This window comes from Alkalibacter saccharofermentans DSM 14828 (assembly GCF_900128885.1).
GTDB classification, from domain to species: domain Bacteria; phylum Bacillota; class Clostridia; order Eubacteriales; family Alkalibacteraceae; genus Alkalibacter; species Alkalibacter saccharofermentans.
In genome coordinates this window covers 91,639-106,964 of sequence record NZ_FQTU01000007.1, presented here as the reverse complement: position 1 = coordinate 106,964, position 15,326 = coordinate 91,639, and the positions used below count along the sequence as shown (strand labels likewise).

Annotated in this window: 17 protein-coding genes; 7 read left to right on the top strand and 10 right to left on the bottom strand. The window is 42.0% G+C overall.

Annotated features, from left to right (window positions below; translation table 11 throughout):
• Positions 1 to 6 precede the first annotated feature (6 nt).
• The gene (locus tag BUB93_RS06380) at positions 7 to 636 is read left to right on the top strand and encodes an amino acid ABC transporter ATP-binding protein (RefSeq protein ID WP_073270282.1); all 630 of its coding nucleotides are present in this window, start codon (positions 7 to 9) and stop codon (positions 634 to 636) included.
• 8 nt (positions 637 to 644) lie between these two features.
• On the opposite strand, the gene BUB93_RS06375 is transcribed toward BUB93_RS06380, so the two are convergent.
• The 3 genes from BUB93_RS06375 to BUB93_RS06365 are packed head-to-tail and all read right to left on the bottom strand — an operon-like array spanning position 645 to position 3,805.
• Positions 645 to 1,364, bottom strand: coding sequence for a class I SAM-dependent methyltransferase (locus BUB93_RS06375; protein ID WP_073270280.1), 720 nt, complete (start codon positions 1,362 to 1,364; stop codon positions 645 to 647).
• 15 nt (positions 1,365 to 1,379) lie between these two features.
• Complete coding sequence (gene pgsA / locus BUB93_RS06370; protein WP_073270277.1) at positions 1,380 to 1,916, bottom strand: CDP-diacylglycerol--glycerol-3-phosphate 3-phosphatidyltransferase; 537 nt, start codon at positions 1,914 to 1,916, stop codon at positions 1,380 to 1,382.
• Between the two features lie 14 nt (positions 1,917 to 1,930).
• Positions 1,931 to 3,805, bottom strand: coding sequence for a YgiQ family radical SAM protein (locus BUB93_RS06365; RefSeq protein WP_073270275.1), 1,875 nt, complete (start codon positions 3,803 to 3,805; stop codon positions 1,931 to 1,933).
• A gap of 117 nt (positions 3,806 to 3,922) precedes the next feature.
• Here BUB93_RS06365 and truA point away from each other — a divergent pair, with 117 nt between their 5' ends.
• Positions 3,923 to 4,660, top strand: coding sequence for a tRNA pseudouridine(38-40) synthase TruA (truA, locus tag BUB93_RS06360; protein ID WP_073270273.1), 738 nt, complete (start codon positions 3,923 to 3,925; stop codon positions 4,658 to 4,660).
• A 56-nt stretch (positions 4,661 to 4,716) separates the two neighbouring features.
• Here truA and BUB93_RS06355 read toward each other — a convergent pair whose 3' ends face one another.
• From BUB93_RS06355 to BUB93_RS06345, 3 genes are all read right to left on the bottom strand, one after another.
• Entirely contained in the window at positions 4,717 to 5,889 is a 1,173-nt protein-coding gene (locus BUB93_RS06355) for a sugar ABC transporter permease (RefSeq protein ID WP_073270271.1), read from the bottom strand.
• A 25-nt stretch (positions 5,890 to 5,914) separates the two neighbouring features.
• Positions 5,915 to 7,453 (bottom strand): sugar ABC transporter ATP-binding protein, encoded by a 1,539-nt coding sequence (locus tag BUB93_RS06350; protein WP_073270269.1) that lies wholly within the window; start codon positions 7,451 to 7,453, stop codon positions 5,915 to 5,917.
• An 81-nt stretch (positions 7,454 to 7,534) separates the two neighbouring features.
• On the bottom strand, positions 7,535 to 8,665 hold the full coding sequence (locus tag BUB93_RS06345) for a sugar ABC transporter substrate-binding protein (RefSeq protein ID WP_073270266.1): 1,131 nt from the start codon (positions 8,663 to 8,665) through the stop codon (positions 7,535 to 7,537).
• Positions 8,666 to 8,929: 264 nt separating this feature from the next.
• Between BUB93_RS06345 and BUB93_RS06340 the strand changes: the two genes are divergently transcribed.
• Genes BUB93_RS06340 through BUB93_RS06325 form a run of 4 tightly spaced genes read left to right on the top strand, consistent with a single transcriptional unit; the run spans position 8,930 to position 11,691 of the window.
• Positions 8,930 to 10,048: a cysteine desulfurase family protein gene (locus BUB93_RS06340; RefSeq protein WP_073270265.1), complete on the top strand. Its 1,119-nt coding sequence runs from the start codon at positions 8,930 to 8,932 to the stop codon at positions 10,046 to 10,048.
• A gap of 8 nt (positions 10,049 to 10,056) precedes the next feature.
• Positions 10,057 to 10,905: a tRNA 2-thiocytidine biosynthesis TtcA family protein gene (locus tag BUB93_RS06335; protein WP_073270262.1), complete on the top strand. Its 849-nt coding sequence runs from the start codon at positions 10,057 to 10,059 to the stop codon at positions 10,903 to 10,905.
• Complete coding sequence (locus BUB93_RS06330; protein WP_073270260.1) at positions 10,898 to 11,326, top strand: acyl-CoA thioesterase; 429 nt, start codon at positions 10,898 to 10,900, stop codon at positions 11,324 to 11,326. The genes BUB93_RS06335 and BUB93_RS06330 overlap by 8 nt, the downstream gene beginning before the upstream one ends.
• Entirely contained in the window at positions 11,326 to 11,691 is a 366-nt protein-coding gene (locus BUB93_RS06325; RefSeq protein WP_073270258.1) for a VOC family protein, read from the top strand. Before BUB93_RS06330 ends, BUB93_RS06325 begins: the two co-directional genes overlap by 1 nt.
• 40 nt (positions 11,692 to 11,731) lie before the next feature.
• Here the strand turns inward: BUB93_RS06325 and BUB93_RS06320 are convergent, their stop codons facing one another.
• Both BUB93_RS06320 and BUB93_RS06315 read right to left on the bottom strand, forming a co-directional pair.
• On the bottom strand, positions 11,732 to 12,178 hold the full coding sequence (locus tag BUB93_RS06320; RefSeq protein WP_073270256.1) for an Hsp20 family protein: 447 nt from the start codon (positions 12,176 to 12,178) through the stop codon (positions 11,732 to 11,734).
• Between the two features lie 100 nt (positions 12,179 to 12,278).
• Complete coding sequence (locus tag BUB93_RS06315) at positions 12,279 to 12,710, bottom strand: MOSC domain-containing protein (RefSeq protein ID WP_073270253.1); 432 nt, start codon at positions 12,708 to 12,710, stop codon at positions 12,279 to 12,281.
• Positions 12,711 to 12,795: 85 nt separating this feature from the next.
• Between BUB93_RS06315 and BUB93_RS06310 the strand changes: the two genes are divergently transcribed.
• The gene (locus BUB93_RS06310; RefSeq protein WP_073270250.1) at positions 12,796 to 13,254 is read left to right on the top strand and encodes a hypothetical protein; all 459 of its coding nucleotides are present in this window, start codon (positions 12,796 to 12,798) and stop codon (positions 13,252 to 13,254) included.
• Positions 13,255 to 13,299: 45 nt separating this feature from the next.
• Here the strand turns inward: BUB93_RS06310 and BUB93_RS06305 are convergent, their stop codons facing one another.
• A complete protein-coding gene (locus BUB93_RS06305; RefSeq protein WP_073270248.1) occupies positions 13,300 to 14,466 on the bottom strand; it encodes an iron-sulfur cluster carrier protein MrpORP in 1,167 nt (388 codons plus the stop codon).
• A 25-nt stretch (positions 14,467 to 14,491) separates the two neighbouring features.
• Positions 14,492 to 15,319 carry an MBL fold metallo-hydrolase gene (locus BUB93_RS06300; RefSeq protein ID WP_073270246.1) on the bottom strand — a complete coding sequence of 276 codons (828 nt, stop codon included), beginning with the start codon at positions 15,317 to 15,319 and terminating at the stop codon, positions 14,492 to 14,494.
• Between the last annotated feature and the right edge of the window lie 7 nt (positions 15,320 to 15,326).

Here is a 15,326-nt window from a genome sequence, read left to right as displayed (position 1 = left end):
GAGGATATGCTAAGAGTAAACAAGCTTTCAAAAAGCTTTGGAGACAAAAAGGTTTTGGATCAAATAAGCTTCGAAGTGGAAAAAGGCGATATAGCCATAATTACCGGACCTTCAGGCGTGGGAAAAACCACTCTTATCAGATGTCTTTCCTCATTGGAAACCTACGATTCTGGTACTATAGACATATCGGAGAGAAGATCGGAAAAGGAACATCCCGTGGGACTCGTGTTTCAGAGCTTCAATTTGTTCCCTCACCTTAGTTCACTGGAAAACATAACCTTTCCTCTGATCAAGGCAAAGGGCATGAATAAGGAAGATGCAAAGAAAAAAGCTCTTGAGCTCATGGAATCCCTTGGGCTTACAGGTCTTGAGGGCAGCTACCCCTTCCAGCTCTCCGGAGGGCAGAAGCAGCGGGTGGCAATTGCCAGGGCCCTTGCCATGGATCCAGAGTATCTTTGCTTCGACGAGCCTACATCAGCTCTAGATTCCAAGCTAAGAGACAGCGTAGGCGAAATCTTAAGAGAAATTGCAAAAAAAGGAACAGGCGTAATAGTAATAACCCATGACAGGGAGTTTGCAGAAAAATACTCCACCAAGCTTTATGCGCTGGGCAGCGAGCTTGAAAGAGTAGAGTAACTTGTGACTTACTTAGCCACTGCTACAAGGGCGTAGGATTCGTCTTTGTCGTAGGGGCTTTTTTTAAAGTCTCCGTACATGACGACATCTTCAAAGCCCGCCTCTTTAAGAGATGACTCCAATTCGTCTGAAGTAAGAGGCAGCAGGGGTATCTCGTTGTCGTAGGTATTTTCATCTACATTTAAGATTGTCTTGAAGTAAACCTTGTTCTCTACTTTATCAAATCTATATAATCTTTCAAAAGTAAGTCCAGCCTCTTTATTTTCTATCGTGGGCAGAGACTTAATGTCCTGTTTAAGTATCCTGTCGTAGTTTATTATCTGTATGACAAGCTTCCCTTTTTTAAGAACCTTCTTTGCTTCTTTTAGAAAGCCAGTCACTTGTTGTACGCTGTCAAGATGGACCAGACTGTTTCCGATGCAGTATGCCAAATCAAATGATGTCTTAAGGGCGGATATATCCATCATGTTCATTTTGTGAGCTCTTATATTAAGTTTTTGACCTTTAACCTTGTCCTTTAGTGCATCTATCATCTTTTCGTCCAGATCCACTGCAGTTACATTGTGCCCTGCCCTGGCAAGGGATATGGAATATCCTCCGGTTCCGCAGGCTATATCAAGCACATCTGCTTCAGGCTCTCCTGCCATTTGCAGCAAAAGCTCTTCCTGCACCTTACCGGCAGGAAATATATCATCGTAATGCTTTGCGATTTCTTCGTAAAACCCCATCCTTTGACTTCCTTTCTAGAACCCTCTTTTTTTCTTTTCAGCCTGGTAAGTGAAGTAATACTTGAAAAGAGCGATAAATTTCAGTGCAATTGAGATGTACATCAGATACATTACGTTTGCATTGCCCGGGAATAAAAACACCAGCACTATTGATACGGTAAAAAGGACTGTGGCGCTTTTTCCATAATAGTTTGCAGGTACTACGATCCTATCCTTCTTATGGTACAATATCAGCCCGAGGGTTATCATAAATCCTTCCTTAAATAGGACTATGGCCAAAATAATATTCGGTACGTCACCGGCTATAAACAGACATACCAATACAGTAAGAAGCATAAGCTTGTCTGCCAGCGGATCTAGTACCTTTCCTATATCTGTCACTACATCAAACTTTCTTGCGATATAGCCGTCAACCAGGTCAGTAAATGATGCCAAAGCATAGACGGCCAAAGCCCAGTATCTGAAATTTTCCATATCGGAAAAAAATACATATACAAAAACAGGTATCAATACCATTCTTATGATCGTCAAAATATTGGGTACGTTTTTCATGGACATCCCTCCTGTTATCTTCTTTTGTTTGTCTTTTTCTTTCCGGTTTGCCTTTTTTTGCGCTGATCCCCGTAAGCCTTTTTGCCGCCTTTTTGGTCTCCCTCCGGCTTTATAAGGCAGTTTTTGCCAAATCCTATCAAGTCGTTCCTTCCGGCTTTTAAAAGAGCTTCTTTAACCAGCCTGTAGTTTTGGGGCTTTTTATATTGTATCAGTGCCCTTTGCATAGCCTTTTCGTGGGGATCTGATGGTATGTAAACTTCCGACATATTTCTCGGATCGATCCCGGTATAGAACATACAGGTAGACATCGTCCCAGGGGTTGGATAAAAATCCTGGACCTGTTCCGGGGTATAACCTATATCCCTTAAATATTCGGCAAGCTCCACAGCTTCCTTCAAAGTGGACCCTGGGTGGCTCGACATAAGATAGGGAACTAAAAATTGATTTTTCCCAAGATCTCTGTTGATCTTGTGGTATTTATTTACGAATCTGTCGTATACCTTTCTTCCCGGCTTGCCCATCTTTTCCAATACCTTGGGTGAAACGTGCTCCGGAGCGATCTTTAGCTGGCCACTGATATGGTGCTCGCATAATTCCTTAAAGAATGTATCGTCCTTATCGTATATAAGATAATCATACCGCAATCCTGACCTTATAAACACTTTTTTTATTCCCGGCATGTTTCTCATCTTTCTTAAAAGCTCAAGGTAATCCCGGTGCTCTACAATCAGCTGGCTGCAAGGCTCGGGAAACATGCACTGCTTGTCAGGGCATACTCCGTGCTTTTCCTGCTTTTTACATGCACTGTGCCTGAAGTTCGCCGTAGGGCCCCCAACATCGTGGATATAACCTTTAAATTCAGGATCTTTTGTGATTTCCTCAGTTTCCCTAATGATTGAAGCATGGCTTCTAGACTGAACCTTTCTTCCCTGATGGAATGTAAGGGCGCAGAAGTTGCAGCTGCCAAAACACCCCCTGTTGCTTATTATGCTATGCTTTACTTCCTTTATTGCAGGTATTCCACCGGCTTTTTCGTACATGGGGTGGTAGCTTCTTGTATATGGAAGGGCATAGACATCATCCAGCTCGATATTGCTCATGGAATCTGAGGGGGGATTTTGAACTACCCAATAGTTGTTGTATGGTTCTACCAAGGGCTTTCCGTTAATGGAATCCATGTTTGTGTACTGGATCATGAAGCTCTGTGCATATTTTTTCTTAGAAGCTATTATCTCATCATAATGAGGCAGCCATAAAGGCTCGTAAGGTCTCTGCTTGTCCTTAGTCTTGTAGACCGTTCCCTTTATGAAGGTAATCTCGCCTATGGGAAGCCCGCTGTCCAAAGCCTCTGCAATTTCTATAATCTGCCTTTCTCCCATCCCGTAGACTATGATATCCGCCTTGGCATCTAGGAGTATGGATCTTCTGACTTTTGAGCTCCAGTAGTCGAAATGGGCAAAGCGCCTTAAGCTTGCCTCAATGCCTCCCAATATTATAGGGACATCGCTATAGAGCTCCTTTAATTTTCTCGAATACACCATGGTCGCCCGGTCCGGCCTGAAACCGGATTTTCCACCCGGTGAATAAAGGTCGTCTTTTCTGGTCTTTTTAGCCGTGGTATAGTGGTTCACCATAGAATCGATGTTCCCTGATGTAACTAGAAAGGCCAGCTTGGGCTTTCCTAGTTTTTTGTAGGAGTCCTTATTCTTCCAATCCGGCTGAGGTATGATGCCTACCTTAAAGCCACGGCTTTCAAGCACCCTGCCTATGACGGCTGTTCCAAATGAAGGGTGATCCACATAGGCATCCCCTGAAACAATTATAAAATCCAGCTGTTCCCAGCCACGTTTTTGCATGTCTTCCCGTGATACGGGCAAAAAATCATTCATTATATTTTACTCTTCCTTTTTTTTATCGGTTTACTCCGATACTATTATAAATTTACATTGTATCATATTTGTATTAGAATGGAGTAGAAGAAATCTAAGAAAGATAAGGTAAATTTAATGAAAAGAAATGTAAAAATTGTTTTAGAATACGACGGAGGCCGCTACAAGGGCTGGCAAAGGCTCGACTCAAACGATACAATCCAGGGAAAGCTGGAGGACATAGTCCTTAAGATGACCGGAAATAAAACCGGGATAATCGGCTCGGGCAGAACCGATTCAGGCGTTCACGCGAGAGGCCAGGTGGCTAACTTTATTATAGACACCGACATGAAGGAAAATGAGATCAAAGATTATTTCAATGCTTACCTTCCCCAGGATATCGCAGTAAAGGAAGTTGCCTTTGAAAAAGAAAACTTCCACAGCAGACACGATGCCAAGGAAAAAACCTACGTCTATTACATTTACAACAATCAGGTTAATTCCGTATTCGACAGAAAATTCAGCTTGCACGTTCCGGAAGCACTGGATATCGAGGCTATTCGCAAGGCCCTTCCCCTGTTTGAAGGAACTCACGACTTCTTAGGCTTTTCATCCCTAAGAAAAAGCAAGAAAATCACTGTGCGGACAATCAATTCACTCACTATGGAAAAGGACGGACCGCGAATCAAATTTGTATTCAAAGGTGATGGATTTTTATACAACACGATAAGGATAATAATGGGCACGATTTTAGAAATAGGCACAAAAAAGAGAAAAGTCTCTTCCATAGAAGAAGTATTTAAGACAAAGACTCGGGAAAAGGCCGGATATACGGTGCCTCCCCATGGATTGTTTTTAGAGGAAGTAAAATACTAGGCGAGTGGCTGATATCGTAGGAAAATTGGTCCGGCATGAGAACCGGACCTTGCAACCTACTTTTTATTTCTAGTCAACACATCGAATACCACCGCGATGATCAATATCGCGCCTCTGATCATGTACTGATAAGATATTCCAACCCCCATCAGATTCATTCCGCTGGTCAACGAAGCCATTACCAATGCTCCTATTATGGAGCCTGTTACCTTTCCTACCCCACCAGCCGCCGATACGCCACCTACATAAGCGGCAGCAATGGCATCAAGCTCAAATAGAGTTCCGGCGGTCGTAGTAGCGGACTGAAGCCTTGATGTATATAATATTCCCGACAAGGCTGCCAGCATGCTCATGGAAGAAAAAACAAAATAAGTTATTTTTTTGACATCAATGCCGCTAAGTGCAGCAGCTTCGGGATTTCCTCCCACTGCGTATATATGCCTTCCCAACACGGTGTTTTTTGTCATAAAATGATATATCCCTGTTACCACCAGCATAACGACTACCGTCCAGGAAAGGCCATTGTAGCTTGCCAAGGTCCAGGTTATATAGCCGATCAATGCCGAAACAAACAGCAGCTTTGCATAAAATATGGATACTGGTATCACTTCAAATTCATAGTGCTGCTTTTTTCTTCTAGACTTTATCTCACTATTAATGTAGAAGAGTATCCCCAAAAGACCCACGAGCAATGTCACAGTGTGAAGGCCGTCGACCAGTTCAAAATCAGGTATGAATCCATTGCCTATGGCATTAAAGGCTGGGTTTGGCACGATAATAGTTCCGGTCTTAGATGTCGCCTGCAAAAGCGCTCCCCTGAAAATCATCATGCCTGCTAGAGACACCACGAAAGCAGGTATGCCTAGACGGGCTACCAGCACCCCGTTGAAAAACCCCACAACAGCCCCCATCATAAGCATCACCGGAATCACGACAACAACCGGCAATCCGTAGCTTGTCAGAAGTATGGCAGCTACAGCTCCCAAAAAACCCGCCAGAAACCCAACTGAAAGGTCGATGTGTCTGATAACGATGACCAATGTCATTCCTACTGCCAAAACAGCTATATAGCCGGTAGCGTTAATCAGATTGCTTATGTTTCTTGGGGATATGAACACGCCGTCTGTCAATAGGGAAAAGACCGACATGATTATAAACAATGCTATAAACATGCCATAGTCGCGTATATTTTTCTTAAGAAGTTTGCTCAATTCACTAAAAAAGCTCATATTCATCCTCCCATCTTCAGACCTTTCAGACTGTGGCCATTTCCATTATTTCGTCCTGGCTGGCTTTCTCAACGGGAAGCTCACCTGTAATCCTTCCTTCAGCCATTACATAAATCCTGTCGCTCATGCCCAATATTTCGGGAAGCTCCGAAGAAATCATTATAATGCACATTCCCTCTTCTACCAGCTTGTTTATGATCGTGTAAATCTCAAACTTAGCGCCCACGTCTATTCCTCTTGTGGGTTCATCTAAAATGAGAATTTTGGGCTGGGTAAAAAGCCATTTCCCCAATGAAACCTTCTGCTGATTCCCTCCGCTTAAATTGTTAACAAGCTGTTCGATACTGGGTGTCTTGATGGTCAAAGAATCTTTATATCTGGTGGCAACGTTAATTTCTTCGTTATCGTTAATGACTCCTTTATCCGCAAGCGTCCTTAAATTTGCCAGTGATATATTTTTCTTAACGTCTTGTATAAGTATCAGCCCTTCTCCTTTTCTGTCCTCTGTAACATATGCTATACCAGCTTTAATCGCATCGCTTGGATGGTGAAATCTCTTGTTATCTCCCCCCACTAAAATGCTTCCTTCAGTTTTATATCCTCTGGGGTTTCCGAATATGCTGTAGGCAAGCTCCGTTCTCCCTGCTCCCATCAGGCCTGCTATACCTACGACCTCCCCCCTTCTGGCATATATGTTCACGTTCTTTAATATGTCCTTTCCTGCCGCGTAATCATAGGCAGACCAGTCTATTACTTGAAGTATCTTATCTCCAAATTCTTTCTTGTCTCTTTTGGGGAATATGTCGTCGATTGCTCTTCCAACCATATTTTTAATGAGAACCCTTTCTGTAACCTCGCCTTTGTGGGCATCCAGAGAGCATATGGTCTTACCATCTCTTAAAACTGTCACGGTGTCAGCTATTTCAATTACCTCTTTTAGCTTGTGAGATATCATGATTGAGGTTATCCCTTCGGATTTCAGCTCTTTTAAAAGCATCAAAAGGTTTTTGGAGTCGTCGTCATTTAGCGCTGCCGTGGGTTCGTCCAATATCAAAAGCTTAACATCCTTGCTGAATGCCTTTGCTATTTCCACCAACTGCCTTTTTCCTACTCCCAGCTCCTTTACCTTTGTTTCCGGGGTTATTTTAAGCCTAACCTTTTTTAGCATTTCAGAAGATCTTACTACTGTCTCATTCCAGTCTATTATGTTCTTCTTTTTTATTTCGTGGCCTAGGTAGATATTTTCGTATACCGTCATCTCCGGAACCAACGCCAGCTCTTGATAAATTATGGCAATTCCTGATCTTTCGCTTTCTTGAATACCCTGGTATTTTTGAACTTCTCCGTTTAAAACGATGTCGCCGCTGTATTCTCCAAAAGGATATACTCCTGAGAGTACTTTCATCAGCGTGGATTTTCCCGCACCATTTTCTCCTACCAGGCAGTGTATCTCACCTCTTTTAACGCTAAAATTAACCTGATCCAAGGCCTTCACTCCCGGAAATTCCTTGGTTATGTTTCTCATTTCAAGTATGTAGTCTATTTGATTCGACAAGCCATCCATGTCAGTGACTCACCTCTATTCCATGGGATGTTTATAGCAGAATAGTGAAAGCCTCAGACTTTCACTATTCTTAATCATTTCTTATTCCAATCCTGTAAATTCAGATGCTTCATAATATCCCGAATCTATCAAGGCAGCTTTCAAATTGTCCTGATCTACGACTATTACCTCAGTCTGCTTGGCAGGAACATCTGTTACGTTGTTATTGTATGAACCTGTGGTTTGAGGAGTGTTTCCTTCAAGAACGGAAATCGCCATTTCTATGGAATCTTTGACAAGAGTCCTAACATCCTTGAATACGGTCATGGACTGTTTTCCGTCTATTATATATTGTACCGATGCCTTTTCAGCATCTTGTCCTGTTACCACGTAGCTGGTCACATCATTGTCAGATGCAAAGACATCTGCTATAGATCTTGCGGTGCCGTCGTTAGGAGCCAGAATATAAACATCTCCCTTGTCTGCTGCCGCTGCTGCTGTAAGATGTGATTCTGCTTTATTTTTAGCTTCGTTGAAATCCCAGTTGGTTGTTACCTGGCTGATAATCCTGCCCATTTCGTCTCTAGTAAGCTCGGCCTTGTCTTGAAGTGCCACAGCTTCCGATGAATTTTTAATTACGAATGTTCCGTCGGCTATTTTAGGCTGCAATACGCTCCATGCGCCTTCAAAGAATAAAAAAGCATTGTTGTCGGAAGATGCTCCGGCATATAGGTATAGAGGATTTCCCTCTCCTTCTGCGCTGTCAACCAAATACTGCCCCTGGGCTGCTCCAACCGCTATGGAGTCAAATGTCACATAGTAATCTACAGCATCTGTACCTGTTATGAGCCTGTCGTATGATATTACCGTTACACCCTCTGCCGCTGCCGCTTCTGCTGCCGCTGCTGCCGCATCGCCGTCATGTGGACAGATGATCAGCACATCTATTCCTTTTGTCAGCAATGATTCTACATTTGCCTTTTCGCTTGCTGATGAACCTTGGCTAAACAATATTTCTACCGAATAGTCTGTATCAGCCAATGCTTCGTTGAATCTAGTCTCGTCTTGAACCCATCTAGGCTCGTCTTTTGTAGGAAGCACTATACCTATTCTTGTAGCGCCATCTCCACCGTTGCCGTCATCGTCAGTCCCGTCTGTACCGCATCCTGTCAGAGTAGCCAAAAGAAGCATCAACACAGTTGCAAAAACGATTAACTTACGATACTTTTTCATTATTTTTCCCCTTTCCAAGAAAAAATATTTTAGTTGCAAACTTATGTAAACGTTCACACAAGATAATTATATTCTTTGGTTTTAGCATTGTCAATAGGATTTGCATGAATGTATATTTATTCAAATTCATTAAATAAAGACACGTGCCGCATACTATTCTCTCAAAGGAAAACAGCAATCTGCGTACACCCGTGTATTGCATTTCCCCCAACTATTTGGTATAGTGAAACAGCAAACTACGGCTTATATGAGAGGTGAAAAACATTGATATACTTGGATTATGCAGCGACTACTCCTGTTGATTCAGACGTGCTCGAAATCTTCAACAAAAGTACAAATGAATACTTTGCCAACCCAAATACATCTCATCTGCTAGGGAAAATAGCATTTGAGAGGATACGCACGGCGGAAAAGACAATACTAAACCTACTTGACCTGTCAGATCGGGAGATAGTATTCACCAGTGGTGCCAGCGAAGCAAACAACTTGGCAATTACAGGATACGCACAGCAAAATCCACATAAAGGAAAGCACGCAATCACTACTTTTTTGGAGCATTCCTCTGTAACCGGGCCCATAATGTCCTTAAAGAATAGAGGCTATGACCTTGATTTTGTGGATGTGGACGAATATGGCCGAGTGGATTTGAAATCCCTGAGCTCACTTATGAGAGAAGAGACTTCTTTGGTTTCAGTCTGCCTTGTAGATAGCGAGGCCGGGGTAATGCAAGATATTGATGCTATTGCCCGGGAAATAAAAAAATATCCAAACTGCATCCTTCACGTGGATGTAACACAGGGAATAGGAAAAGCCCACCTACGTTTGAAAGCAGCTGATTTGATAACATTTTCTGCACACAAGTTCTACGGCATAAACGGATGCGGCGCTCTCATAAAAAATAAAAGCATATCACTGGAGCCCCAAATAAAGGGTGGTCTTAGCCTTTCTCCATATAGAAGCGGGACGCCTTCAGCTCCCCTGATAATCTCGCTGGAGCAAGCCCTCGTCACTAGTATTGACAAACTGGAAGAGCGACAAAGGAAAATACTCTTTTTAAACCGAGACTTGAAAAAATATTTCAGTCAATTTAAAAACATAAAAATAAACTCCACATACTACTCCATACCCAATATTCTCAGCATAAGCGTCGAAGGAGTAAAGGGAGAGGCCATCGCCGATTATTTAAGCGAAAAAGAGATATATCTGTCCGCAAAGTCGGCATGCTCCGCACCTAACACCCCATCTCGCTCTGTCTACTCCATTACCAGGGATAAAAAAAGGGCTCTAAGCGCTCTAAGGATCAGCTTAAGCCATTTGACCACATCGGATGAGATGAAAATATTTAAAAAGGAATTTAAAAGCTGCATTGACAGTTTTAAATAGAGGTAATCATGGAAAAACATCAACTGATAGAAAGAAGCATAATCAAAAAATATAGAAAAGAAATATGGAACAGGTTTATTAAGTCTGTAATCAGATACGACTTGGTAAATGAAGGTGACAAAATAGCTGTCTGCATTTCCGGGGGCAAGGACTCTATGCTTATGGCAAAGGCCATGCAGCTGTTGCAAAAACACGGGAAATTCAGCTTCGACCTTGTTTTTTTGGTAATGGATCCCGGATACAATAACAGAAACCGTCAAGTTATCGAAAGCAACGCCAACCTTTTAAAGGTTCCTATCACTGTCTTTGAATCCAGCATTTACGACATCGTGGCAGGAACAGAGCAGTCCCCTTGCTATCTGTGCGCAAAGATGAGAAGAGGCGCCCTATACTCTAAGGCGAAAGAACTGGGCTGCAACAAAATCGCCTTGGGCCATCATTTTGACGACGTCATCGAAACAACCCTTATGAGCATGCTCTATAGCGCGGAGATAAAGACGATGATGCCCAAGCTAAAAAGCAGCAACTTTGAAGACATGGAGCTTATCAGGCCCATGTACATGGTTCGAGAAGATGACATATTGGCGTGGAAAAGATACAATGAGCTGGAATTTATACGATGCGCCTGCAGATTGACAGAAAAATGCGTCCTGGGGGATGACGGAATCGGTTCGAAGCGTCAGGAAATGAAAGCACTTATAAAAAAATTAAAAAGAGACACCCCGGGAGTGGACATGAATATATTTACAAGCATGCACAACGTAAACTTGGATACTGTCATAGAATACCGAAAAAAGGGTCAGCGCCATAGTTTTTTGGAAGACTACGATGCTGACAAGGTAGATCACAATGAGTAATATTCACCAGTACAAACGCTCTGTCCACTACTATGAAACCGACCAAATGGGAATAGTTCACCATTCAAATTACATAAGGTGGTTTGAAGAAGCCAGGGTATACATGTTGGATGAGCTGTCTTTGCCCTATGACCGATTAGAATCAACTGGTGTAATGATACCCGTTTTAGGCGTTGAGTGTGACTTTAAAACGCCTGTCAGGTTTGGTGATACTGTGCTGATTTCATGCAATATAGAGTCTTTCAGCGGCGTCAGGATTTCTATGGAATACAATGTGACTAGCCTGGAGGGTCATCTCCATGCCTTTGGAAAAAGCCGTCATGCATTTGTGGATAAAAACATGAAGCCACTCAGATTGAAGAGGACTAACCCGGAAATATACGATATATTTGAAGATGAAATTAAAAGGAGGAAAGATTAATGAGCTTCTTATGGACGACTATTAAGGTTGCAGATTTGGAAAAATCCATCGAATTTTACACCGACATCGTGGGACTTACGGTAAACCGAAGATTCCCCGCAGGACCGGGAAGAGAAATTGCTTTTTTAGGAGACGGTGGAACAGAGGTTGAGCTTATATTTGATGCTCAGAGGAATGATCCCCCTTCTTACACCAGGGATATCTCCATGGGATTTTCGGTTGCAGATATTGGGAAGAAAATTGATGAAATCAAGTCAAAGGGTATCGGTGTACACAGCGGACCTTTTAAGCCCAATCCAAATATCGAGTTCTTTTACATAACCGATCCTGATGGCGTGATGATACAGTTCGCACAAAACTTATAGTAACTTTAAAGTCCCGCCTTTTAAACTAGGCGGGACTTCTTCATTCGATTTCAATTTTTTTATCTTCTGATTTCTGAGCCTTTTTAGCTACGTTGATTTTAAGCACTCCCTCTTCAAGCTTTGCCTTGATCTCATCTCCGCTTGCATCTGCCAGGTAGAGATTTCTGCACATCGAAGTTATGCGTCTTTCCTTGTGGATGTAGTTTTTCTTCTCTTCATCGAATTTTTCTTCCTTTTTGACTGCTATCTCCAGTCTTCCATGATCGAAAGACAAGCTTATTTCTTCTTTTTTTATTCCCGGAAGGTCAGCCTCGATGACATATTCCGTGTCGTTTTCCTGTACATCTACTTTAAATGAGTCTCTGGCCAAGTTTCTTGACGGCAACCAATTGTCGGTAAAAAAGTCGTCAAGCATGTTGTAGACGTCCCCGAAGCCGGTATCGAATAAACCAGTGTCTTTCCTATTGAACGGTACTAATCCTGCCATGATCAACAACTCCTTTCTTATTTTTTAGCACTCGCGCTACCAGAGTGCTAAGGTCCTACTCTTTATATATCCACTTTGGATTATTTTAAACACATGTCATTTACCTTTTTAAGGCCTGATCTCCAACTTTAATCCAGCCGCTTTTAGTCACTTTTGCAAAAGCGGCTTTTTTCCAAAGCCCGCAATTGCCTTCCCTTTTATATACTGGACATTCCGGGTAGCATTTCTTACCCGCTATTGTTATTTCCAGCTGCGTGCCTCCTATTAGGAGCTTGTCGCCAACCTCTAGTTCTGAAACCTCCAAGTCCTGTAGAGATATATTTTCCGTAAAACGGGCCAGGCAGAATCCATCTGCCTTGTCTTGATTTTCAGCTCTTGCCTGATAATCCATCAATGTCAGCTGCCTATTTTCATCATCTCCCGAAAAAGCATCTCCTTTGATACCTTCCCCTGCAATTAAGTTCAACTCCTCTACTTGCGAAGGCTCTTCCCCTCTTGTAAGCTTTAATTGCAATTTATGAACCTTTCCCATTTTAATCTCCCTTCTGTCACACAGGTGACACATAGATGTACTATACTCATATCATAGAAACAATATAACACAGGAGGTAGCAAAAATGAAAATCAACAAAACAAAAAAAATTATCATGGCAGGCACTATACTGGCAATCATAGGCGGTTCAGGAGCTGCTTATGCAGCAAGCACAGGTTCTCCAGCTGAAATACTCGCCGAGCTTACCGGAAAATCTGCAGAAGCCATTTACGAACAAAGGCAGGAGGGTGAAACTTATGGAGCTTTGGCAATTGAAGAAGGCGTCCAGGAGCAATTTAAAGAAAGAATGCTTGAAAACAAAAAAGAAGTATTACAGGAAAGAGTACAAGAAGAACGGATGACCCAGGAACAGGCAGATGCAATCTATGAGCGAATGGCTCAAAACCAGGAAAACTGCGACGGAACGGCCCAAGGTGCATGTGTTGGAGAAGCTAAAGGAATGGGTTTTGGTCGAGGTAACGGAAACGGGGAACAAGTAAAAACAGGAAACGGAAACGGCTTTGGAGCAAATAGAAACAAATAATTAAACTCAGCAGGCACATCATGCCTGCTGAGCTATTTTTGATTCTTAGTGGCAACTGCTTTCATGGTGGTGATCCCTGCAAACAGAGCCGGTATATAGGAGATTGCCGCCTATAAAATCTTCTGCAACCTTTTGCGATTCTCCCTTAGCTCCGGTAACTACCTGGATTCCCTTTTCATTGAATATATCGATAGCTCCGCCGCCCATGCCGCCTGATATTATCACGTTTACTCCCATGTCATATAAAAAGTTCGGTAAAAAGCCCGGTCTGTGTCCCGGGTTGGCTATAGTTTCAGACTTTACTATTTTTGATCCTTCTACATCATATACCATAAAGCTTTCACAGTGACCAAAGTGCTGGGTTACTTGATTGTTTTCACTTGCAACTGCAATTTTCATTTTGCTTTCCTCTACTTCCTCTTCAAGATTTTCGTTCCCATCAAGTTTTTCGCCGAAGCTGTCAAACCAATCTCCTATGAAAAGTTCCACCATTCCTCTGTCGCAAACGCTGGCAAGCCTTGGATCTACCGGTATCTTTGCTATCACATCAAGTCCGTATTCCTTTGCAGTTTCATCGATTCGGCTCTCTCCAAATATAGGGTATTTTTCTTCACAGTTAGGGCATGCAAAATATGACATGTTTTCAACCAGCCCTAGCACAGGAATTTCCATCATTTTTGCCATATTTACGGCTTTTGCAACTATCATAGATACCAATTCCTGTGGAGAAGCTACTACTATAATTCCGTCAACAGGCAATGACTGAAACACTGTAAGGGGTACATCTCCTGTTCCAGGAGGCATGTCTACGAACATATAATCAATATCAGACCATATCACCTCGCTCCAAAACTGCTTAACCGTCCCTGCAATTATAGGTCCTCTCCAGACAACAGGGTCGGTATCATTTTCTAAGAGAAGATTTATAGACATTATATCTATACCTGTTTTGCTCTTTACAGGAAGGAGCCCAAGCTCTGTAGCAGATGCTTTTTCAGTAAGGCCAAAAGCCTTGGGTATAGAAGGACCCGTTATGTCCGCATCCAATATAGCTACCCTGTGCTGTCTCCTTTGCATGGTCACAGCAAGAAGTGATGTAACCAAAGATTTTCCTACGCCGCCCTTTCCGCTTACCACGCCTATAACTTTTTTAACATTGCTTTGTGGATGAAGCTTTTCTGAAAAGTCGACTTGTTTGTCAGTTTGATTCATATTTTTCTCTCCTTGTTTGTATTATTTATATGTTCCATTGTGTTCCAACAGCCATATATTTGATTTTTTCCTTCATAATTCTTCTTAATATTTTAAACCCTGATCTGCCGGTACAATGTCCGGTTAGGCACGTAGCCTGAGTGCTTAATAGATATCGTCCTATTTCCATAATCATATTATCATCAAGCTTGTTTTCGTTAGATTTGCTGTCAAAATGAAATCCTCCTATAATATAATCAGGATAGCTTTTATTTCTTGCATAAAATTCTTCTGTAATATTTACAATCCCTTTATGAGCACAACCGCAAAACAGATATGATTTCCCGTTATTATTAATTACCAAGTTTTGCTCGTGATCAAAGTCGTCATTTGTCATTTCACCACTCACCGATTTATAAAGATTGTTGTTCACTGCAGGCCAAAACTCATCTTTTACATCTACCTTAGATATTATTTCCAAATTATCATCAACTTTATAATCACCATTTATGCACATGATCCGATTGTTTGCCAGGAGCTTTTCATCTATTCCAATGTAAATTATATTCTTGTTGTTTCTCAAAGAGTAATGTTCATCAAAAGATTTTTTATTGATAAAGACTTTTGCCTTTTGATTTACAGATAAAAATGCTCTTAATCCTCCTCCATGATCATAGTGCCCATGAGATATGAATCCTATATCAACTTCTGTCAAATCTACCCCTATTGCTTTTGCATTTTTTATAAAGCAAGGTCCTTGCCCCATATCAAAAATGATTTTTTTTTCACCTGTTTGAATGTGCAGGCTAAGACCGTGTTCAGCTTTTAATAAATCTTGGCCACATGTATTTTCAGATAATACCCTTATAATCATTTGTGCA

Excerpts from the sequence above, each read along its gene's own strand:
- BUB93_RS06330 (WP_073270260.1), top strand. The coding sequence starts at position 10,898 with ATGAGTAATATTCACCAGTACAAACGCTCTGTCCACTACTATGAAACC.
- BUB93_RS06300 (WP_073270246.1), bottom strand. The coding sequence starts at position 15,319 with ATGATTATAAGGGTATTATCTGAAAATACATGTGGCCAAGATTTATTA.
- BUB93_RS06335 (WP_073270262.1), top strand. The coding sequence starts at position 10,057 with ATGGAAAAACATCAACTGATAGAAAGAAGCATAATCAAAAAATATAGA.
- BUB93_RS06325 (WP_073270258.1), top strand. The coding sequence starts at position 11,326 with ATGAGCTTCTTATGGACGACTATTAAGGTTGCAGATTTGGAAAAATCC.
- BUB93_RS06315 (WP_073270253.1), bottom strand. The coding sequence starts at position 12,710 with ATGGGAAAGGTTCATAAATTGCAATTAAAGCTTACAAGAGGGGAAGAG.
- BUB93_RS06355 (WP_073270271.1), bottom strand. The coding sequence starts at position 5,889 with ATGAGCTTTTTTAGTGAATTGAGCAAACTTCTTAAGAAAAATATACGC.
- BUB93_RS06305 (WP_073270248.1), bottom strand. The coding sequence starts at position 14,466 with ATGAATCAAACTGACAAACAAGTCGACTTTTCAGAAAAGCTTCATCCA.
- BUB93_RS06320 (WP_073270256.1), bottom strand. The coding sequence starts at position 12,178 with ATGGCAGGATTAGTACCGTTCAATAGGAAAGACACTGGTTTATTCGAT.
- BUB93_RS06350 (WP_073270269.1), bottom strand. The coding sequence starts at position 7,453 with ATGGATGGCTTGTCGAATCAAATAGACTACATACTTGAAATGAGAAAC.
- BUB93_RS06380 (WP_073270282.1), top strand. The coding sequence starts at position 7 with ATGCTAAGAGTAAACAAGCTTTCAAAAAGCTTTGGAGACAAAAAGGTT.
- pgsA (WP_073270277.1), bottom strand. The coding sequence starts at position 1,916 with ATGAAAAACGTACCCAATATTTTGACGATCATAAGAATGGTATTGATA.
- BUB93_RS06365 (WP_073270275.1), bottom strand. The coding sequence starts at position 3,805 with ATGAATGATTTTTTGCCCGTATCACGGGAAGACATGCAAAAACGTGGC.
- BUB93_RS06375 (WP_073270280.1), bottom strand. The coding sequence starts at position 1,364 with ATGGGGTTTTACGAAGAAATCGCAAAGCATTACGATGATATATTTCCT.
- BUB93_RS06345 (WP_073270266.1), bottom strand. The coding sequence starts at position 8,665 with ATGAAAAAGTATCGTAAGTTAATCGTTTTTGCAACTGTGTTGATGCTT.
- truA (WP_073270273.1), top strand. The coding sequence starts at position 3,923 with ATGAAAAGAAATGTAAAAATTGTTTTAGAATACGACGGAGGCCGCTAC.
- BUB93_RS06310 (WP_073270250.1), top strand. The coding sequence starts at position 12,796 with ATGAAAATCAACAAAACAAAAAAAATTATCATGGCAGGCACTATACTG.